Source organism: Serratia sp. CY27727 (genome assembly GCF_052169275.1).
In the GTDB taxonomy this organism is placed as follows: Bacteria; Pseudomonadota; Gammaproteobacteria; order Enterobacterales; family Enterobacteriaceae; genus Serratia; species Serratia sarumanii.
The window spans coordinates 217,965-235,126 of sequence record NZ_JBJNLB010000004.1 but is presented as its reverse complement, the minus strand read 5'-3'; the positions used below and the strand labels follow the sequence as shown (position 1 = coordinate 235,126).

The 17,162-nt window shown below is 60.3% G+C and carries 14 protein-coding genes and 1 pseudogene; 11 read left to right on the top strand and 4 right to left on the bottom strand.

Annotation, left to right across the window (positions count from 1 at the left end; translation table 11 throughout):
* From ACJ8HB_RS13635 to ACJ8HB_RS13625, 3 genes are read right to left on the bottom strand one after another with little or no spacing between them, the layout of a single operon-like run.
* Complete coding sequence (locus ACJ8HB_RS13635) at positions 1 to 753, bottom strand: maleate cis-trans isomerase family protein (protein ID WP_015377793.1); 753 nt, start codon at positions 751 to 753, stop codon at positions 1 to 3.
* 15 nt (positions 754 to 768) lie between these two features.
* The gene (locus tag ACJ8HB_RS13630; RefSeq protein ID WP_039566278.1) at positions 769 to 1,563 is read right to left on the bottom strand and encodes an alpha/beta hydrolase; all 795 of its coding nucleotides are present in this window, start codon (positions 1,561 to 1,563) and stop codon (positions 769 to 771) included.
* The gene (locus ACJ8HB_RS13625; protein ID WP_033634450.1) at positions 1,560 to 2,711 is read right to left on the bottom strand and encodes an FAD-dependent monooxygenase; all 1,152 of its coding nucleotides are present in this window, start codon (positions 2,709 to 2,711) and stop codon (positions 1,560 to 1,562) included. Before ACJ8HB_RS13625 ends, ACJ8HB_RS13630 begins: the two co-directional genes overlap by 4 nt.
* Before the next feature lie 327 nt (positions 2,712 to 3,038).
* Here ACJ8HB_RS13625 and ACJ8HB_RS13620 point away from each other — a divergent pair, with 327 nt between their 5' ends.
* From ACJ8HB_RS13620 to uilS, 5 genes are all read left to right on the top strand, one after another.
* Positions 3,039 to 4,097 (top strand): 2,5-dihydroxypyridine 5,6-dioxygenase, encoded by a 1,059-nt coding sequence (locus ACJ8HB_RS13620; RefSeq protein ID WP_015377796.1) that lies wholly within the window; start codon positions 3,039 to 3,041, stop codon positions 4,095 to 4,097.
* 66 nt (positions 4,098 to 4,163) lie between these two features.
* A complete protein-coding gene (locus ACJ8HB_RS13615) occupies positions 4,164 to 4,676 on the top strand; it encodes a MarR family winged helix-turn-helix transcriptional regulator (RefSeq protein WP_094860140.1) in 513 nt (170 codons plus the stop codon).
* Between the two features lie 30 nt (positions 4,677 to 4,706).
* Entirely contained in the window at positions 4,707 to 5,249 is a 543-nt protein-coding gene (locus ACJ8HB_RS13610) for a (2Fe-2S)-binding protein (protein WP_060436266.1), read from the top strand.
* Entirely contained in the window at positions 5,242 to 8,814 is a 3,573-nt protein-coding gene (locus tag ACJ8HB_RS13605) for a molybdopterin cofactor-binding domain-containing protein (protein WP_094860141.1), read from the top strand. The genes ACJ8HB_RS13610 and ACJ8HB_RS13605 overlap by 8 nt, the downstream gene beginning before the upstream one ends.
* Positions 8,815 to 8,913: 99 nt before the next feature.
* Positions 8,914 to 9,774 (top strand): UilS family quorum-quenching N-acyl-homoserine lactonase, encoded by an 861-nt coding sequence (gene uilS, locus ACJ8HB_RS13600; protein ID WP_094860142.1) that lies wholly within the window; start codon positions 8,914 to 8,916, stop codon positions 9,772 to 9,774.
* Here the strand turns inward: uilS and ACJ8HB_RS13595 are convergent.
* Positions 9,758 to 10,663 carry a LysR family transcriptional regulator gene (locus ACJ8HB_RS13595; protein ID WP_094860143.1) on the bottom strand — a complete coding sequence of 302 codons (906 nt, stop codon included), beginning with the start codon at positions 10,661 to 10,663 and terminating at the stop codon, positions 9,758 to 9,760. The genes uilS and ACJ8HB_RS13595 overlap by 17 nt on opposite strands.
* A gap of 107 nt (positions 10,664 to 10,770) precedes the next feature.
* On the opposite strand from ACJ8HB_RS13595, the gene ACJ8HB_RS13590 reads away from it, so the two are divergent.
* From ACJ8HB_RS13590 to ACJ8HB_RS13565, 6 genes and pseudogenes are all read left to right on the top strand, one after another.
* Complete coding sequence (locus ACJ8HB_RS13590; RefSeq protein WP_033655282.1) at positions 10,771 to 11,517, top strand: sulfite exporter TauE/SafE family protein; 747 nt, start codon at positions 10,771 to 10,773, stop codon at positions 11,515 to 11,517.
* Positions 11,518 to 11,724: 207 nt separating this feature from the next.
* Positions 11,725 to 12,009: a hypothetical protein gene (locus ACJ8HB_RS13585; RefSeq protein ID WP_154067230.1), complete on the top strand. Its 285-nt coding sequence runs from the start codon at positions 11,725 to 11,727 to the stop codon at positions 12,007 to 12,009.
* 56 nt (positions 12,010 to 12,065) lie between these two features.
* Complete coding sequence (locus ACJ8HB_RS13580; RefSeq protein WP_033638479.1) at positions 12,066 to 12,332, top strand: hypothetical protein; 267 nt, start codon at positions 12,066 to 12,068, stop codon at positions 12,330 to 12,332.
* A 60-nt stretch (positions 12,333 to 12,392) separates the two neighbouring features.
* Entirely contained in the window at positions 12,393 to 13,670 is a 1,278-nt protein-coding gene (locus ACJ8HB_RS13575; protein WP_094860144.1) for a TcdA/TcdB catalytic glycosyltransferase domain-containing protein, read from the top strand.
* 104 nt (positions 13,671 to 13,774) lie between these two features.
* A pseudogene (locus ACJ8HB_RS13570) lies at positions 13,775 to 15,048 on the top strand (HlyD family secretion protein).
* A complete protein-coding gene (locus ACJ8HB_RS13565) occupies positions 15,041 to 17,140 on the top strand; it encodes a peptidase domain-containing ABC transporter (protein ID WP_094860145.1) in 2,100 nt (699 codons plus the stop codon). Before ACJ8HB_RS13570 ends, ACJ8HB_RS13565 begins: the two are co-directional and overlap by 8 nt.
* Positions 17,141 to 17,162 lie beyond the last annotated feature (22 nt).

Sequence of the window (17,162 nt, the reverse complement as noted above, 5' to 3'; positions counted from 1 at the left end):
TCAATAGGCGCCGGACAGCAGGGCGCCGGCGCCGGGAACGATCGGTTCCAGCTCCAGCGCGGTCAGCATCGCGTAAGTGGTGGCGATGGCGGCGGTGATCACCGGCTTGCCGGTTTGGGCCTCCACCGTCGGAACCGCCGGCAGCGAAGGCATCTGCACGCAGGCGGACAGCACGATAGCATCGACCTCGCGTAAATCCATCTCGGCGACGATCCCCGGCAGCCTGGCCGGATCGTGCCGGCCGACTTCGAGGTTGTCCGGGATCTCCAGCGCGCGCCATACCTTGACCTCAATGCCTTCGTGCTGGATGTAGTCCACCACCAGCTGGGTCAGCGGTTTCATGTAGGGCGCCACCAGCGCAATGCGTTTGGCGCCGATCACCTTCAGGCCGTTGACCAGCGCGCCGGCGCTGCTGATAACCGGCGCGGCGGCCTGATTGTCTTTCGTCACCTGCGCCAGCCGAGCCTGCGATTCGCGGTGGTAGCCCAGCCCCATCGCCATGATGGCCACCAGGCAGGCGTAGCCGAGCACGTCGACCCGCGCGTCGGACAGCTCCAGCGCGCAGCGATCGGACTCGGCGTCCATCGCCGCCAGCTCTTCTTTATTGACGTGCTTCATGCGCATGCGGCTGGAGTGAAAGGTGAAGCGCTCCGGGCGTATCAGCTGGCGCGCGCCCAGCATCGCCGGGATCTCGGTTTCCATCGTGGTGTTGGAGCTGGGCACGATCTGGCCGATGCGGTAGTGGTTGCTCATGTCGGTGTTCCTCAGTTAATCCAGAAAATCGCCCAGGGCGCGGAAGAAGCCGTCGAAGTCGTCCCACGGGATCATGTGCCCGGCGTTCTCGACCTCGACGATGGCGATCTCCGGCTGCAGCGCGCGGATCTCCGCCCGGTCTTCGGGCTGAATGACGCCGCCTTTGCCCGCGGCCATCAGCAGCGTCGGCATGGTCAGCAGCGGGTAGTCGCGGTGGCTGTCCACCTGATGAAAATCGTCGTAGGCGCGTTGGATCGCCGGCTCGTAGCAGGTGTGCAGCCACTCGGCGCGCAGCCGGCGCTGCTCTTCGCTCCAGGTCGGGCAGAAGGCGCGCATCTGCTCGGCGCTCATGCCCGGCAGCGACTGCCGGATCGAGTCGGCGTACCACGGCCATTGGCCGGGATAGGCGCGGCGGCCGGGGCCGGAAACCGGCGGATCGACCAGCACCAGCCGCCGCACGCCGGCGGGCTGCAAAACGGCGGCGCGCAGGGCGAAGCGGGCGCCCATCGAATGGCCGAGCAGGGCGTAACTGTCCAGGCTCAGCGCGGCGGCGAAGGCGTTGACGTCCTGCGCGCAGGTCTCCGCGTCATAAGCCAGTTCCGGGCCGCTGGACGACAAACCGCGGCCGCGCACGTCGAGCACGTAGACGTCGTATTTTTCCCCCAGCCGCTCGGCGACGAAACCCCAGGTGATCGCCGGGCTGGTGATGCCGGGGATCAGGATCAGCGCCGGGCCGTGGCCGCCGTAGCGCAGGTAGTGTTGGCGAATGCCGTTGGCGTGAACGTGGGCGCCGTAGAGGAAGGTGCTCATGCGGCGTTCTCCGATTTCAGCGCTTGCGCGTACAGGTCATAGCCGTAGACCCAGGCCGGATCTTCCTGGGTGCGCAGGAAGGTGTTGGCGTTGGACACCGCCTGCACCCGTGAAGCGCGCTCCTTGCGGTTGGCTTCATACAGCTGGAAGGCGGTGCGGTAGTCGCCAAGGCCGGTTTCCTGCAGGCAGCGGGTCAGCATGGCGGCGTCTTCGATCGCCATCGCCGCGCCCTGCGCCATATGCGGCTTCATCGGGTGGCAGGCATCGCCGAGCAGCACCAGGCGGCCCTCGCTCCACAGCGGCAGCGGTTTGCGGTTCAGCAATGGCCATTTGGTGACCTGCTCGCTGGATTCGATCAGCGCCTGCACGATCGGGTGGTAGCCGGCGAAGGTCTCGAACATCTCTTCGCGGCTGCTGTCGATGAAGCTGCCCTGGAAATCCCAGGCCGGGTGCGGCACGCCGCTGACGTAGTAATACTCGTCGCGCCGTTGGGTGGTGTAGTAGACCATCAGATGGCGGTCCGCCGACCACCACTTCACGCAGTCTTCGAACGTCAGGTTGTATTTCGCCAGCTTCTCGCCGCGGATCAGCGCGCGGTGGGCCACCCAGCCGCTGTAGGTCGGCGCTTCGGCGCCCAGCAGATGTTCGCGGATGCGTGAATTGATGCCGTCGGCGCCGATCACGATGTCGGCATGGGCCGAGGTGCCGTCGACGAAGTTCAGCACCACCTCGTCACCGCGATCTTCAATCTTGCTCAGGCATTTGCCGAAGTGCAGGGTGCCGGGCTGCAGCGCGGAGAGCTGCAACGCCTGCAAATCGCCGCGGTGCACCGTCACATAGGCGGCGCCGTACTCCCGGCGGGCGAAGCCGCCCAGTTCGATGCGCGACAGGTAGTCGCCGCTTTCAGCGTCGCGGCTGAACCAGAAATCGGGATGAGACGCCATCTGCTCCAGCCGCTGCTCAATACCGAGCCGGCGGAAAATCTTCAGTACGTTCGGCCCCATGTGAATGCCGGCGCCGAGGCGCGAGAACGCCGGGCTCTGTTCATACAGATCGACGGTAAAGCCGGCTTTTTGCAGCAGCCCGGCGGCGGCGGCACCCCCCAGCCCGGCGCCGACGACGGCGATGCGTGGTTGTTTGCTCATCATGTTTCCCCTGTCTGTTGGCTTTTTTCAGCGTAGGTCCAACGCATGGCTGGACGATCGATTTATAGTGTATGCGCTAGATAACGCAAAGTTGCAAAAGTGTTAAATCAGATCTTGCTCACGCTAATTGACAGCGCTTTACTGTTAAACTCATGTTAATCACAGGATTGACAAGGGGTGAAATAGGACTTTCTTATGGTGGATATTCGCAGCTTGCTTTCCTTTGATTTTTTGATTTAGATAAAAATGAGTGTGTTCGCTTTAAATTGTTTGAAAAATCACCGCCGCCTTGCGGGCGTCGGACACCCTTGACGAGACAGGAGACAGGCCATGGCGGTCAATGAAACCCAGTTGGTACAGCTGTTCGAGCAGGTGCTTACGCTGTCGAAGGTCGATGCTTCGCAGAGCGTGGCGATTTTGAAAAGCCATTATTCCGATGCGCGCACGGTGCGCGCCGCGACCGACGCGGCGCTGCGGCTGGGCGCCAGGGTGTATGCCGTCGAGCTGCCGGCGTTCAACCATCCGCGGGCGATGGGCAACGACATGACCGCCTATTGCGGCGATACCGCGCTGACCGGCAACCTGGCGGCGCAGCGTGCGCTGGAGGCCGCCGACCTGATCGTCGATACCATGATGCTGCTGCATTCGCCGGAGCAGGAGCAGATCCTGAAAACCGGCACCCGCATCCTGCTGGCGGTGGAGCCGCCGGAGGTGCTGGCGCGCATGTTGCCTAACGCGGAGGACAAGGCGCGGGTGCTGGCCGCCGCCGCCGTGCTGGAGCAGGCGAAGCTGATGCAGGTAACCTCCGCCGCCGGCAGCGATTTCCGCGCGCCGCTCGGGCAATACCCGACGGTGACCGAGTACGGCTATGCCGATGAACCGGGGCGCTGGGATCACTGGCCGAGCGGGTTCCTGTTCACCTGGCCGAATGAGGAGCAGGCGGAAGGGGTGTTGGTGCTGGAGGTCGGCGATATCTTGCTGCCGTTTAAAAGCTACGCGCGCGAACGCATCACGCTGGAGATCGAACAAGGCTTCGTCACCCGCATTCACGGCGGCTTCGAGGCGGAATACCTGCGCGAATACATGAAATACTTCGACGATCCGGAGGTGTACGGCATCTCGCATATCGGCTGGGGCCTGCAGCCGCGCGCCCAGTGGACGGCGATGGGCCTGCACGACAAGAACGACGGCATGTGCATGGACGCGCGCGCGTTCTACGGCAACTTCCTGTTCTCCACCGGGCCGAACACCGAAGTGGGCGGCACGCGCAAAACGCCTTGCCATATGGACATCGCGCTGCGCCGCTGCGACATCCGCCTCGACGGGCAAACGGTGGTGGCGGACGGGGAAGTGGTGGCACCGGAGGCCTCGCGCGTGCGTCGGGCTTAATCGTTGCTGCCAACGGCGGGGGTTTGTACTATTCTCGTGAATTCCATAGATGGTGAGAGTAACGCAATGACGCCCCCCGAATACCCGTCAGCCGTGAGCGGCCAACCCGAAAATTATCATTTTACCGAGCAAGTCGGGCACCTGCTGCGCAAGGTTTATCAGCGCCACCTGGCGATTTTTCAGCAAAACGTCGGCGATTCGCAGCTGACGGCGGTGCAGTTCATCACCCTGTGCGCGGTGCGCGATATGGGGCCGAGCTCGCTGACCGAGCTGGTGCAGGTGACGGCGGTGGATCAGGCCACCATACGCGGCATCGTCGAGCGGCTAAAGGCGCGCGATCTGATCACGGTGACGCCGGATCCGGTGGATCGGCGCAAGGTGGTGGTCGGCCTGACCGACGCCGGCGCCGTGCTGCTGACGGAAACGGTGCCGCAGGCGGCGAAAATCACAGAGCTGACGTTCGGCACGCTCAACCCGGCCGAACGGATAGCGCTGATATTCCTGCTGAATAAAATGCTGGAAGATCCGCCCACGCAACGTCGGTTGCCTGGTGGTCGGTGGCGAGAGGCCAGCCCATAAGACCATCAAGTGCAGGCGGAGACGCGAACAATGGCGATATCTGAAGTGCAATCGCCCAGGGAAGGCACGAAAACCACGCTGACGGAGCATCCGCTGATGCTGTCGGTGAACGGCGAACAGTTTCATGCGCAGGTGATGGCGGATACGCCGCTCTTGCTGGTACTGCGCAACGATCTGGCGCTCAACGGCCCGAAATACGGCTGCGGCCTGGGCGAATGCGGCGCCTGTACCGTGTTGATCGACGGCGTGGCGGCGCGCTCCTGCGTGATCCCGGCGCTTGGCGTGTCCGGGCGGGCGATCGTGACTCTGGAAGGCCTTGGCGATCGCCAGCGCCCGCACCCGGTGCAGCGCGCCTTTATCGAAGAGCAGGCGGCGCAATGCGGCTACTGCCTCAACGGCATGATCATGACCACCAAAGCCCTGTTGGATCGCAATCCCGCTCCGAGCGAGGCGGAGATCCGTCAGGCGCTGTCCGGCAACCTGTGCCGCTGCGGCACCCATCTCGAAATCCTGCGTGCGGTTCAGCGCGCCATCATTCTCTGCCGCGATGAGGGCGCTCACGCTTATGACTGATTCCCGTCCCTCATCGCCGAGCCAGGCCGAATTGCTGCAGCGCGACGGCGTGCTGCTGATCGTCGACAGCGTGCAACCGCCTTCGGGGCCGGTGCCCAAAGGGCAAACGCCGGTGCTGAAGCCCAGGGAGCAAGGGCTGTTTATCGCCCTGTGCGACAGCGGCGAAATCTATGCCTTTAACGGCCATGTCGATCTCGGCACCGGCGTGCGCACCGCGCTCGGCCAGATCGTCGCCGAAGAGCTGTACCTGCGCATGGATCAGGTGCGCATGGTGTTGGGCGATACCGAGCGCGCGCCGAATCAGGGCGCCACCATCGCCAGCGCAACGCTGCAGATCTCCGCCGTGCCGCTGCGCAACGCCGCCGCCGAAGCGCGCCGTTGGCTGTTGCGCCAGGCGGCGCAGCGCTTCGATGCGCCGGTGGAACAGCTGACGCTGGAGGATGGCGTGATCCGCAGCCCGCAGGGGCAGGCGCTGAGCTACGCCGAGCTGGTGGCCGGCGGTCATGTCGAGCTGTCGATTTCCGGCGACGCACCGCTGAAACCGCAGGCAGAATATCGCCTGGTGGGCACCAGCGCCGCGCGCGTCGATATTCCGGCCAAGGCGACCGGTGAAACCACCTATGTACACGATATGCGCCTGCCGAATATGCTGCACGGCCGGGTGGTGCGGCCGCCCTATGCCGGGTACGACAGCGGCGAATTCGTCGGCACCAGCCTGCTGGCGGTGGATGAAACCTCGATCGCGCATATTCCCGGCATCGTCAAACTGGTGGTGATCGGCGATTTCATCGGCATTGTCGCCGAGCGCGAAGAGCAGGCGATCAAGGCGGCGCAGGCGCTGCAGGTCAGTTGGAAAGACTGGCGGCGCAATTTGCCGCAGATGACCGACGTGGCGCAGGCGCTGCGCGACAACCCGCACTCGACCCGGGTGGTGCATGATACCGGCGATGTGGACGCGGCGCTGGCGGCCGCCGACAGGCGTTTCACCCGCAGCTACCTGTGGCCGTATCAGCTGCACGCCTCGATTGGCCCTTCCTGCGCGCTGGCGGACTACCGGCCGGAGCGCCTGCAGGTCTGGTCGGGCAGCCAGAACCCGCACCTGCTGCGCGCCGATCTGGCCTGGCTGCTGGAATACCCGGAAGCGCAGATCGAGATCGTTCGCATGGAGGCGGCCGGTTGCTATGGCCGCAATTGCGCCGATGACGTCTGCGCCGACGCAGCGCTGCTGTCGCGTGCGGTGGGCAGGCCGGTGCGGGTGCAGCTGACCCGCGAGCAAGAACATGTGTGGGAACCGAAGGGCACGGCGCAGCTGATGGAGGTGGACGGCGGGCTGGACGCCGCCGGGCATCCGGTCGCCTACGATTTTCGCACCTATTATCCTTCCAACGGCGCGCCGACGCTGGCGCTGCTGCTGACCGGCCGGGTTGAACCGCTGCCGGTGGCCTATGAAATGGGCGACCGCACCTCGGTGCCGCCTTACGAATATCCGGCGCTGCGCGTCAGCATCGAGGACATGGCGCCGATCGTGCGCGCCTCCTGGATGCGCGGCGTTTCCGCCTTGCCGAACACCTTCGCCCACGAGTCTTATATCGATGAGCTGGCCCACGCCGCCGGCGTCGATCCGCTGGAATATCGGCTGCGCTATATCGATGACGAACGCGCCAGTGAGCTGATGCGCAGCACGGCAGAACGCGCCGGCTGGACGCCGCATACCGAACCGATGCAGACCCCGGCGGAAGACGGCGTGCTGCGCGGGCGCGGCTTTGCCTACGCCCGTTACATCCACAGCAAGTTTCCCGGCTTTGGCGCGGCCTGGGCCGCCTGGGTGGCCGACGTGGCGATCGACAAAGCCAGCGGCGAAGTGGCGGTGACGCGCATCGTGGTCGGCCACGACGCGGGCATGATGGTCAACCCGGACGGCGTGCGCCACCAAATTCACGGCAACGTGTTGCAATCGACCAGCCGGGTATTGAAAGAGCGCGTGACCTTTGAGGAATCGACGGTCTCCGCCAAAGAATGGGGGGCTTACCCGATCCTGACCTTCCCGGAGGTGCCGGAAGTGGACGTGGTGATGATGCCGCGCCCTTACGATCCGCCGCTGGGCGCCGGGGAATCGGCGTCGGTGCCCAGCGCGGCGGCCATCGCCAACGCGGTATTCGACGCCACCGGCATTCGTTTTCGCGAGCTGCCGATCACCTCGGACAAACTGCGCGAGGCGCTGAACGGGCCGGACGCCGAGTGGCAGGCCGCCCCGCCCAAGAAAAAGAAGCGCGGCAAATGGTGGTTCGGCGGCGCGGCGGGGCTGTTCGGCGCGGTGCTGGGCATCGCCGGCAGCGCCTTGCCGTGGCGGGCGGAGATCGCGCCGGTGGCAACGCCCGGCGCCGGCACCTGGTCGGCGGCCACGCTGGAGCGCGGCCGCCAGTTGGCCGCCGCCGGAGACTGCGCGGTTTGCCATACCGCGTCGGAAGGGGCGACCAACGCCGGCGGGCTGGCGATGGCGACGCCGTTCGGCACGCTCTACAGCACCAACATTACCCCGGACGTGGCAACCGGCATCGGCAACTGGTCGTTTACCGCGTTCGATCGGGCGATGCGCCAGGGCATCGCCCGCGACGGCCGCCATCTGTATCCGGCATTTCCTTACACCGCCTTCAGCAAAATGACCGACGGCGACATGCAGGCGCTGTACGCTTATCTGATGTCGCAACCGGCGGTGCGCCAGAGCAATCCGGCCAATCAGATGCGCTTCCCGTTTAACCTGCGGCCGCTGATGGCCGGCTGGAACGCGCTGTTCCTGCGCCAGGGGGAATTTCAACCCGATCCGCAACAAAGCGCGCAGTGGAACCGCGGCGCCTATCTGGTCAACGGGCTCGGCCACTGCGCCGCCTGCCATTCGCCGCGCAATCTGCTGGGGGCGGAAAAGGGCGGCGCGGCTTTCCTGGCGGGGGGAATGGTGGACGGGTGGGAAGCGCCGGCGCTGAATCAATTGGCCAATGCGGACAAGCCCTGGACCGAGGAACAGCTGTTTCAGTACTTCCGCAGCGGGCATTCCGCCGAGCACGGCGTGGCGGCCGGGCCGATGGGGCCGGTGGTCAGCGAACTGGCGACGTTGCCGCAGAGCGATCTGCGGGCGATGGCCAACTATGTGATGTCGCTGAGCACCAAGGCGACGCTGAATGTGGAACCGCAGGCGCAGTTGGCGGCCCGCGCCTTGCCGGCGGCGGGGCAACTGGCCGGCGAGCGGTTATTTCAGGGCGCTTGCCAGGCCTGCCACAGCGCCGCCGCCGGCGGGCCGCAGCTGTTCGGCGTCAGTCCCGATCTGGCCAATAACACCAATATCTTCAGCGATCGCCCCGATAACCTGATCAAGGTGATCCTGCAAGGGATCCCCAAACCGGCTACCGCCGAATTGGGCTTTATGCCGGGCTTTAAGGACAGCTTTTCCGATCGGCAGGTGACGGCGCTGGTGAATTACTTGCGCCAACGCTATGCCGGCGACAAACCGGCCTGGCGCGACGTGGAGGCGCAGGTGGCACGGCTGCGCGCGGAGCCGGGGAATCATTAACATTGTAAATTGTTACATTGGGTTATTGACTGGCGGCGCTCATTTGGTGATTAATGTTAGCCTGATTTTTACCTTACCTATAAAAAACAGGAAGTTAACATGGCATTAACCACGCATAAAATGGAAAGCGGCCTGGCCGTAACAGTTCGTTTACCTGAAAATCAGGCCAAGGTTCCGGCGATTATTCTGTGTCACGGCTTCTGCGGCATTCAGGAGCTGTTGCTGCCGGCCTTTGCCGAGGCCTTCGTCAACGCCGGTTTTGCGGCGGTGACGTTTGACTATCGCGGCTTCGGCGCTAGCGAGGGTGAACGCGGGCGGCTGGTGCCGGCGCTGCAGATTGAGGACATTCTGGCGGTGAGCCGTTGGGTGCAAACGCAGCCGCAGATTGACAGTGAGCGCATCGGCCTGTGGGGCACATCGTTTGGCGGTTGCCACGTGTTCGGCGCTGCCGCGGCCGAACCGGCCATCAAGTGCATCGTTAGCCAGCTGGCCTTCGCCGACGGGGAAACCATCGTGACGGGGAAAATGGCCGCCGACGAAAAACAGGCGTTCATCGCCACGCTGGACAAAATGGCGGAGAAGAAACAGGCCACCGGCAAAGAGATGTTTGTCGCCGTCACCCGGGTGTTGAGCGATGACGAGTCGAAAGCGTTCTTCGAGGAGAACAAGGCGCGCTACCCGGCGATGGACATCAAGATCCCGTTCCTGACCGTGCGCGAAACGCTGCGCTATCAGCCGCGCGACAATGCGGCGCGCGTCACATGCCCGGTGCTGGTGGTGGTGGCGGGCGACGATACCGTCAATCCGCCGGAGCAGGGCATCGCGCTGTATGAGGCGGTAGGCAGCGCGAAAAAGGCGCTGCACGTCGAGCAGAATGCGAAGCACTACGACATGTACACCGGCCCGCATTTCGCCGGCATCATCGGCCGTCAGATCGCCTGGTTCAACGAGCACCTGTAATACCGTCCTCCTCCTGGCGCAGAAATGCCACCAGCCGCTGCGCCGGCAATGGCAGCTGCGCCCGTTCGCGCACCACGATCGACAGACGCCGGATCGCCCAGTCGTCCGTCAGCGGCAGGGCGTTGCGCAGGATCTCGGGCAGCCGCCGGGCGCTCTCTTCCGGCACCACCGCCAGACCGGCGCCGCGCAGCACCATGCGGCAGATGGCGTCGAAATTGGCGGCGCGCGCCCGCAGCCGCATCGGGCCGCCGCTGCGTATCGCCAGCTGCTCCAAATGCTGTTGCAGCGCGCTCTGTTCCGGCAGGCCGATAAAGTCGAAAGGCAGGGCGTCCGCAAAGCTGAGCTGGCGGCGGCCGCTGAGCGCATGCCCCGGCGGCAGCGCCAGCACCAGACGATCCTGCCGGAAGGGGTAGCTTGCCAGCCCGCGCAGATCGGCATGATCCGCCACGATGCCGATATCCGCCGCCCGTTCGGCGATCGCCAGCGCGATGGCCGGGCTGGGCAGCTCCTCCAGCGTGATGTCGGTGTACGGATGCAGCACCAGAAAATCCGCCAGCAGTTCCGGCAGAAAAGCGTCGGCGGCGACGGTATTGGCGACGATGCGCAGCTGGCTGCGCTGGCCCGGTGCGAACTCGGCCATGTCGCCGCGCAGCCGGTCGCGCTGCTGCAGCAGCACGCGCGCGTGTTGCAACAGGCGTTCACCGGCGGGCGTCGCCTGGACGCCGCGCGGATTGCGCGTCAGCAGCGCCACGCCGGCCTGTTGCTCCAGCCCGCGCATGCGTGCGCTGGCGGCGGCCAGCGACAGCCCGACGCGCTCGGCGCCGGCGGTGATGCTGCCGGTCTCGAGCACCGCCGCCAACAGCCGCAGATCGATAAAGTCAAAATGCATGCGTTCTTCCTCAGTCTTTGCCGCAGGCAGGCTCTGCCATTGCCGCATTGTGCCGTGGCGCGGCGCCGGCCACAATCGGGCCGTTGATTCGCCATAAGGATAGACGCATGTCGCTGACGTTACTCGAAATTGTCGCCCTGACGGGCATTTTTACGCTGGCCGGCACGGTCAAAGGGGCGATCGGTTTGGGGTTGCCGACGGTGTCGATGGGGCTGCTCAGCCTGATGATGCCGCCGGGGCAGGCCGCCGCGCTGCTGCTGTTGCCCTCATTGATCACCAACCTGTGGCAACTGCTGTGCGGGCCGCGGTTGGGGGCGCTGTGCCGTCGGCTCTGGCCGATGATGCTGTGCGTCACGCTGGGAACCTTGCTGAGCGCCGGCACGCTCACCGCCATCGACGGCCGCCTGGCGCCGCTGGCGCTGGGCATTTGCCTGACCGGCTATGCGCTGTTGGGTTTTACCCGTTTCGACTGGCGCGTTTCCGCTGCGGCGGAGCCTTGGCTGGGGCCGCTGTGCGGCCTGTTGACCGGCGTGCTGACCGGCGCCACCGGCGTGTTCGTCATACCGGCGGTGCCTTATTTGAACGCATTGGGTCTGGCGCGTGACGATCTGGTGCAGGCGCTGGGGCTGTCGTTCACCGTCTCGACGCTGGCGCTGGCCGCCGGATTAGCCTGGCATCAGGCGCTGCCCGGCGCGTTGCTCGGCGTTTCGCTGTTGGCGCTGCTGCCGGCGTTGGCCGGCATGTGGCTGGGCGGGATCGCGCGTCGTCACAGCAGCCCGCTGATTTTTCGTCGCCTTTTCTTTATTGGGTTATTCATCTTGGGCGTTGAGATTATTTGGCGTTCAATTAATTGAATCGATAGCATCTACGTGTAATCAGGTTCGGTATATTATTCTGGGTTTTATTCTAATATGATGGTTTTCGATATTTAAAATACACTTTGCTTATTGGTTTGTTTATGAAATACAGAGTGGTTATGGATTGTTATTAGTGTATTTTACTTTTGCAACTACAACCCGTTTTAAACGGGGTAACCCCAGTGAATCCATAGGAGAATATTGATGAAGGAAATTTTAAGCAGCCAACTCGATGCGGTGTCGGGTGGATGGCAGGATCGAGATGGGAGTGGAAAAAGATCGTCTGATAACGGAGGCTCCGGTTCTTCAAGTCGCGGCGGAAATAACGGCGGTGACCGCGGGCTTCAGTCATTCCTGTCAAAAAACAGCCCTTATGGCAGTGGTTCCGGTGCCGGTGGTTTCTGGGGGAATGGCGGTTCTGCAAGAAATGGGTACGGCGGCAATGGCACTGGGCCGAGAGAAGCCAGAGAATTCGGAACCAAACGCTAATTAACCGATGCAATCCCAGCACAGAAGTAAAATTCTGTGCTTTTATGGGGTATATGATGAATAGATATGTTGTTTTTATAAAGAGTGATGAATCAAAAGTGCTAAGAAAGGACGTGGTTACACGCGAAATTATTAAGGATATGAAGCGGAAAGGCTTCAGAAAGCATCATGTCGAAGTAGAGGCTGATAACGAAAGCGATGCCATTAACAAATTAAATAAGAACAGCAATGACTATTTGGATTCATTGAAAAATTTTTCCGGTGATTTATTGCTCTGTTCTATTTGTGTTATTGTGATGGCGATCGTCTATTTTTTTAGCTAAGCCATAATCCAGCATTGAATCATTCAAGTTTTCCATACTATAGTTTTCGTGGTGATTTAAATGAGCCATCAGGCATTGGGTATTGATTTATCAAAGGTAGAAAGGTTATCCGTTCCAAATATCCTGCATTTTGTATGGATTGGTGACTTAAATGAAGTAAATACGCATTATATCGACATATGGAAAAAAACAAACAAAGATAAGCAGATATTCTTTTGGTATGACCAAGACTCTTCACTGTGCCATTTGCTAAACAATGCCATACGCGATTTCGTCAGCGTCAAAAAAATTAAAAATAAAGACAAGGCTGAATTAAAAATAAAAAATCATGCCTTCAAATATATATATCCAAAAATAAAGGCAGGTTTTTCTTTTGATGAGCTCGTTATTGAATTCTTAACCAAGCATGAAATCCCTTATCAGAGACCGCCAAAAGCGATTGAAGACGCATGGTTTGGCAACAGAGGTTTTATAAAAAAGTCTATAACGGAGCTTTTTTGCAATGATTTCGATGATTTTATGAGGTATTATCACTATGAGATTATACTAAGGCATAACATTGCCAGTGCAAGTGACATTGTCAGGCTTTTAATTATCTATCAGTATGGCGGTACTTATATAGATGTTGATACGCTCCCATACATTGACAATATATATCATAAATTAAATGAATATATAAGAAAAGAGGGCATTGTCGAGAGTGACTCGTTTCTATTGTTTAAAACCGTATGTTTTTTAAAAAAGATAAATTCAGAAGGGGGGCTGCCTGAAGCCGTGATCGGCTGCGATGAAAATGAGTTAGGGCTAGATGCTGTTGGATTTGAAGAAATAAAAAGGCTTATCGAACTGGACCTCACTGATTTTTCTCTGGATATGATATTGCCATTGGGGGAGACATACGTTCATAAAAATTTATTGGCGCTAGGATCACTCAGAAGATTTAAAGGTGTTTATTTTAATAACTTCATATCCTCTCACCAAAAATCCAAGGCGGTAAGGATCATTCTTAGAGTAATGAAAAAAAGATACCGCTTTTTAGAAAGAAACAATTGCATATTTGACTGTTATATTGATGATGGGTCAAGGTGTTATCTGACCAGGATATTACCATGGAGGAGCGAGTTAACAACAAGGAACTATTGCGTTACCTCGGTCTTAACGGGGCCGGGTTTAATTGTTGAGGTTTTATTGGGGTTGGCTTATAAGGCCTTTAATATTGGGTGTCTGATAGAGCCATCCAGCATTGCGGAATATATGCAAAATCCTGATTTTGGAATTGCATTGTTTCAACACACCATAGATACCCCTGATGGCGCCTATTCCACGTGGCGCAAATAAAAAGGGATGGTTTGTAATGCAGATTAACTGACGTTCCGCTTGTTTTATTACCAATGCAATAGCCTGTGAATTTGAATATTAGCTTTCAATAAGGGACGCTGATCATGTTTCGCCAGGAAGCGATCGATAATCAGAAAATGAAATGGCGTGGTCGGGCCATCCTGCTACCCGGTATTCCCTTTTGGCTCACGGCAGGGCTCTGCCTGTTTTTTCTCATTGCTTTTCTCACCTTCGCAATCGCCGGCACCTATACCCGGCGGGTCAACGTGACCGGCGAAATCAGCACCTATCCCCGGGCCGCCAACGTCTATTCCGCCGTCCAGGGGGTGGTGGTCAAACAATTCGTCACTGAAGGGCAGGTGATCGCCGCCGGCGCGCCCATTTACCAGATTGACGTCAGCAAAAGCACCCGCAGCGGTGTAGTCAGCGATAACCAGCAGCGGGATATCGACGGCCAGCTGGCGCGCATTGCGCAAATCATCAGCCGGCTGGAAAGCAGCAAGCAGGCCTCGCTTACCATGCTGGAACAGCAGAAGGCGCAGTATACCGCCGCGTTCACCCGTTCAACCGACATCCTCAAACGCGCCCAGGAAGGGATACGCATCATGAAGGAAAATATGGAGAATTACCGGCACTATCAAACCAAGGGATTGATCACTAAGGATCAGCTCACCAACCAGGTGGCGCTGTATTACCAGCAGCAGAACAACCTGCTGGGCCTGTCCGGCCAGAACGAACAGAATGCGCTGCAGATCACCGCGCTGGAAAGCCAGATCCATATCCAGGCCGCCAACTTCGACAACCAGATTTACCAGATGGAGCTGCAGCGCCACGAGCTGCAGAAGGAGCGGCTCAACATTGATGCCGGCGGGGCGATCATCGTTCGCGCGCTGGCCGACGGCCGCATCGATTCGCTAAGCGTCACGGTTGGCCAGATGGTCAACGTCGGTGACAGTCTGCTGCAAGTGATCCCCCACAATATCGCTCACTACGCCCTGGTGCTATGGGTGCCCAACGACGCCATCCCCTACATCGCCGCCGGGACAAAGTCAATGTGCGTTATGACGCCTTTCCGGCGGAGAAATTCGGCCAGTTTGCCGCTACGGTATCCGTCATCTCCAAAGCCCCGGCCTCACCGCAGGAAATGCTGACCTACCAGGGGGCGCCCAAAGCGGCGCTGACCGCCGCCGTGCCGTACTACAAGACGATCGTCATTCCGGAAAAACAGGTCATTGCTTATGACGGTAAACGTCTGAGCCTGGAAAACGGCATGAAAGCGCAAAGCACCCTGTTTTTGGAAAAAAGGCAGATTTATCAGTGGATGTTGTCACCGTTCTACGACATGAAACACAGCGCGACGGGGCCGATCAATGAGTAAGCCCACGTTCAAACAGCGGATCAGCCAGCTGGATCTGCGGCTGCGCCACCGGGTTCCGATGGTGCACCAGACCGAGTCGTCAGAATGCGGGCTGGCCTGTCTGGCGATGATCTGCGGTTTCTACGGCAAAAACGTCGACCTGATCGCGCTGCGTCGGCAGTTCAGCCTGTCGACCCGCGGCGCCACGCTGGCCGGGTTAACCGGTATAGCCGAACAGCTGGGCCTGGCCACTCGCCCTCTATCACTTGATATTGACGAGCTCAGCGCGCTGAAACTCCCCTGTATTTTGCACTGGGAGTTCAACCATTTCGTGGTGCTGGTCAGTATCAAGGGGCACCGCGCGGTGCTGCATGATCCGGCGCGCGGGCGCCGGGCCGTCAGCCTGACGGAACTGTCGCACAGTTTTACCGGCGTGGCGCTTGAGGCCTGGCCCGGCAGCGCCTTCACCGCCGACAGCGTCCGCCACCGCATTCACCTGCGCACGCTGATTGGCAGCGTACACGGTCTTAAGGGGGCGCTCGGCAAAATCTTTTGCCTGTCTCTGGTGTTCGAAACCATCAACCTGGTGATGCCCATCGGCACGCAGCTGGTGATGGATCATGCTATTCCCGCCGGCGATCGCGGGTTACTGACGCTCATCTGCGTTGGTCTGATGCTGTTCATCCTGCTGCGGGCAGCTGTCGGCATGGTGCGCGCCTGGTCCGGGCTGGTCATGTCGACGCTCATCAACGTGCAGTGGCAATCCGGGTTGTTTACCCACCTGTTGCGCCTGCCGCTGGGCTACTTTGAACGACGCAAGCTGGGTGACATTCAGTCGCGCTTCGGCTCGCTGGATACGCTGCGCAGCACCTTCACCACGAGCATTGTCGGGGCCATCATGGACGGCATCATGGTGATCGGCGTGCTGGTGATGATGGTGCTGTATGGCGGCTGGTTGACCTGGGTGGTGATTGCGTTCACCGCGATCTACGTGCTGATGCGGCTGCTGACCTACGGCTATTATCGCCAACTGTCCGAAGAAGCGCTGGTCAGGGAGGCCCGCGCCGGCTCGTATTTTATGGAGACGCTGTACGGTATCGCCACCGTCAAGATGCAGGGCATGGCGGAACGTCGCATTGCCCATTGGCTCAACCTTGAAATCGACACTATCAATACCGGTATCCGGGTCACCCGCATGGACATGCTGTTTGGCGGGATCAACACCTTCATTGCCGCCTGCGATCAGGTCGTTATTCTTTGGCTGGGAGCCAGCCTGGTGATCGATAACCAGATGACCCTCGGCATGTTCGTGGCGTTCGGCGCCTTTCGCGGGCAGTTTTCCGACCGCATCGGGTCGCTGACGGAATTTTTGCTGCAGCTGCGCATGATGAGCCTGCATAACGAGCGCATCGCCGATATCGCCTTGCACCCACGAGAAAACCGTAAACCGGACCTTCCTTACGCGGCGGGCCTGCAACCTTTGGGATTGACGACCCATGCCCTGAGCTATCGTTACGACAGCCAGTCACCGGCGGTCTTCGATGCCTTGGACATCAGTGTTGCGCCGGGCGAGAGCGTGGCCATCGTGGGGCCGTCGGGCGCCGGCAAGACCACGCTGATGAAGGTGCTGTGCGGGTTGTTTCCCCCGGACTCAGGGTGGGTTGAGGTGAACGGCGTCGATATCCGGCAGCTTGGCATCAACAACTACCACAAGATGATCGCCTGTGTGATGCAGGACGACAAACTGTTTTCCGGCTCGATCCGGGAAAATATCTGCGGGTTCGCGGACGAGGTGGACGACGCCTGGATGGAAGCCTGTGCCCGTGCCAGCTATCTGCACGACGTGCTCATGTGTATGCCGATGGGGTATGAAACCCCGATCGGCGAGCTGGGGGAAGGATTGTCCGGCGGGCAGAAGCAACGCCTGTTCATTGCCCGGGCGATTTACAAGAAGCCGGCGATTTTGTTCCTGGATGAGGCCACCAGCGCACTGGATAAGGAGAGCGAAGCTGTGGTGAATCAGGCCATCAAGAGACTCAATATCACGAAGGTGATCATTGCCCACCGTGAAACGACCATTGCGTCGGCAGATCGGGTCATACATTTTGGATAAGGGGGGGTATCACCAGCGGCAC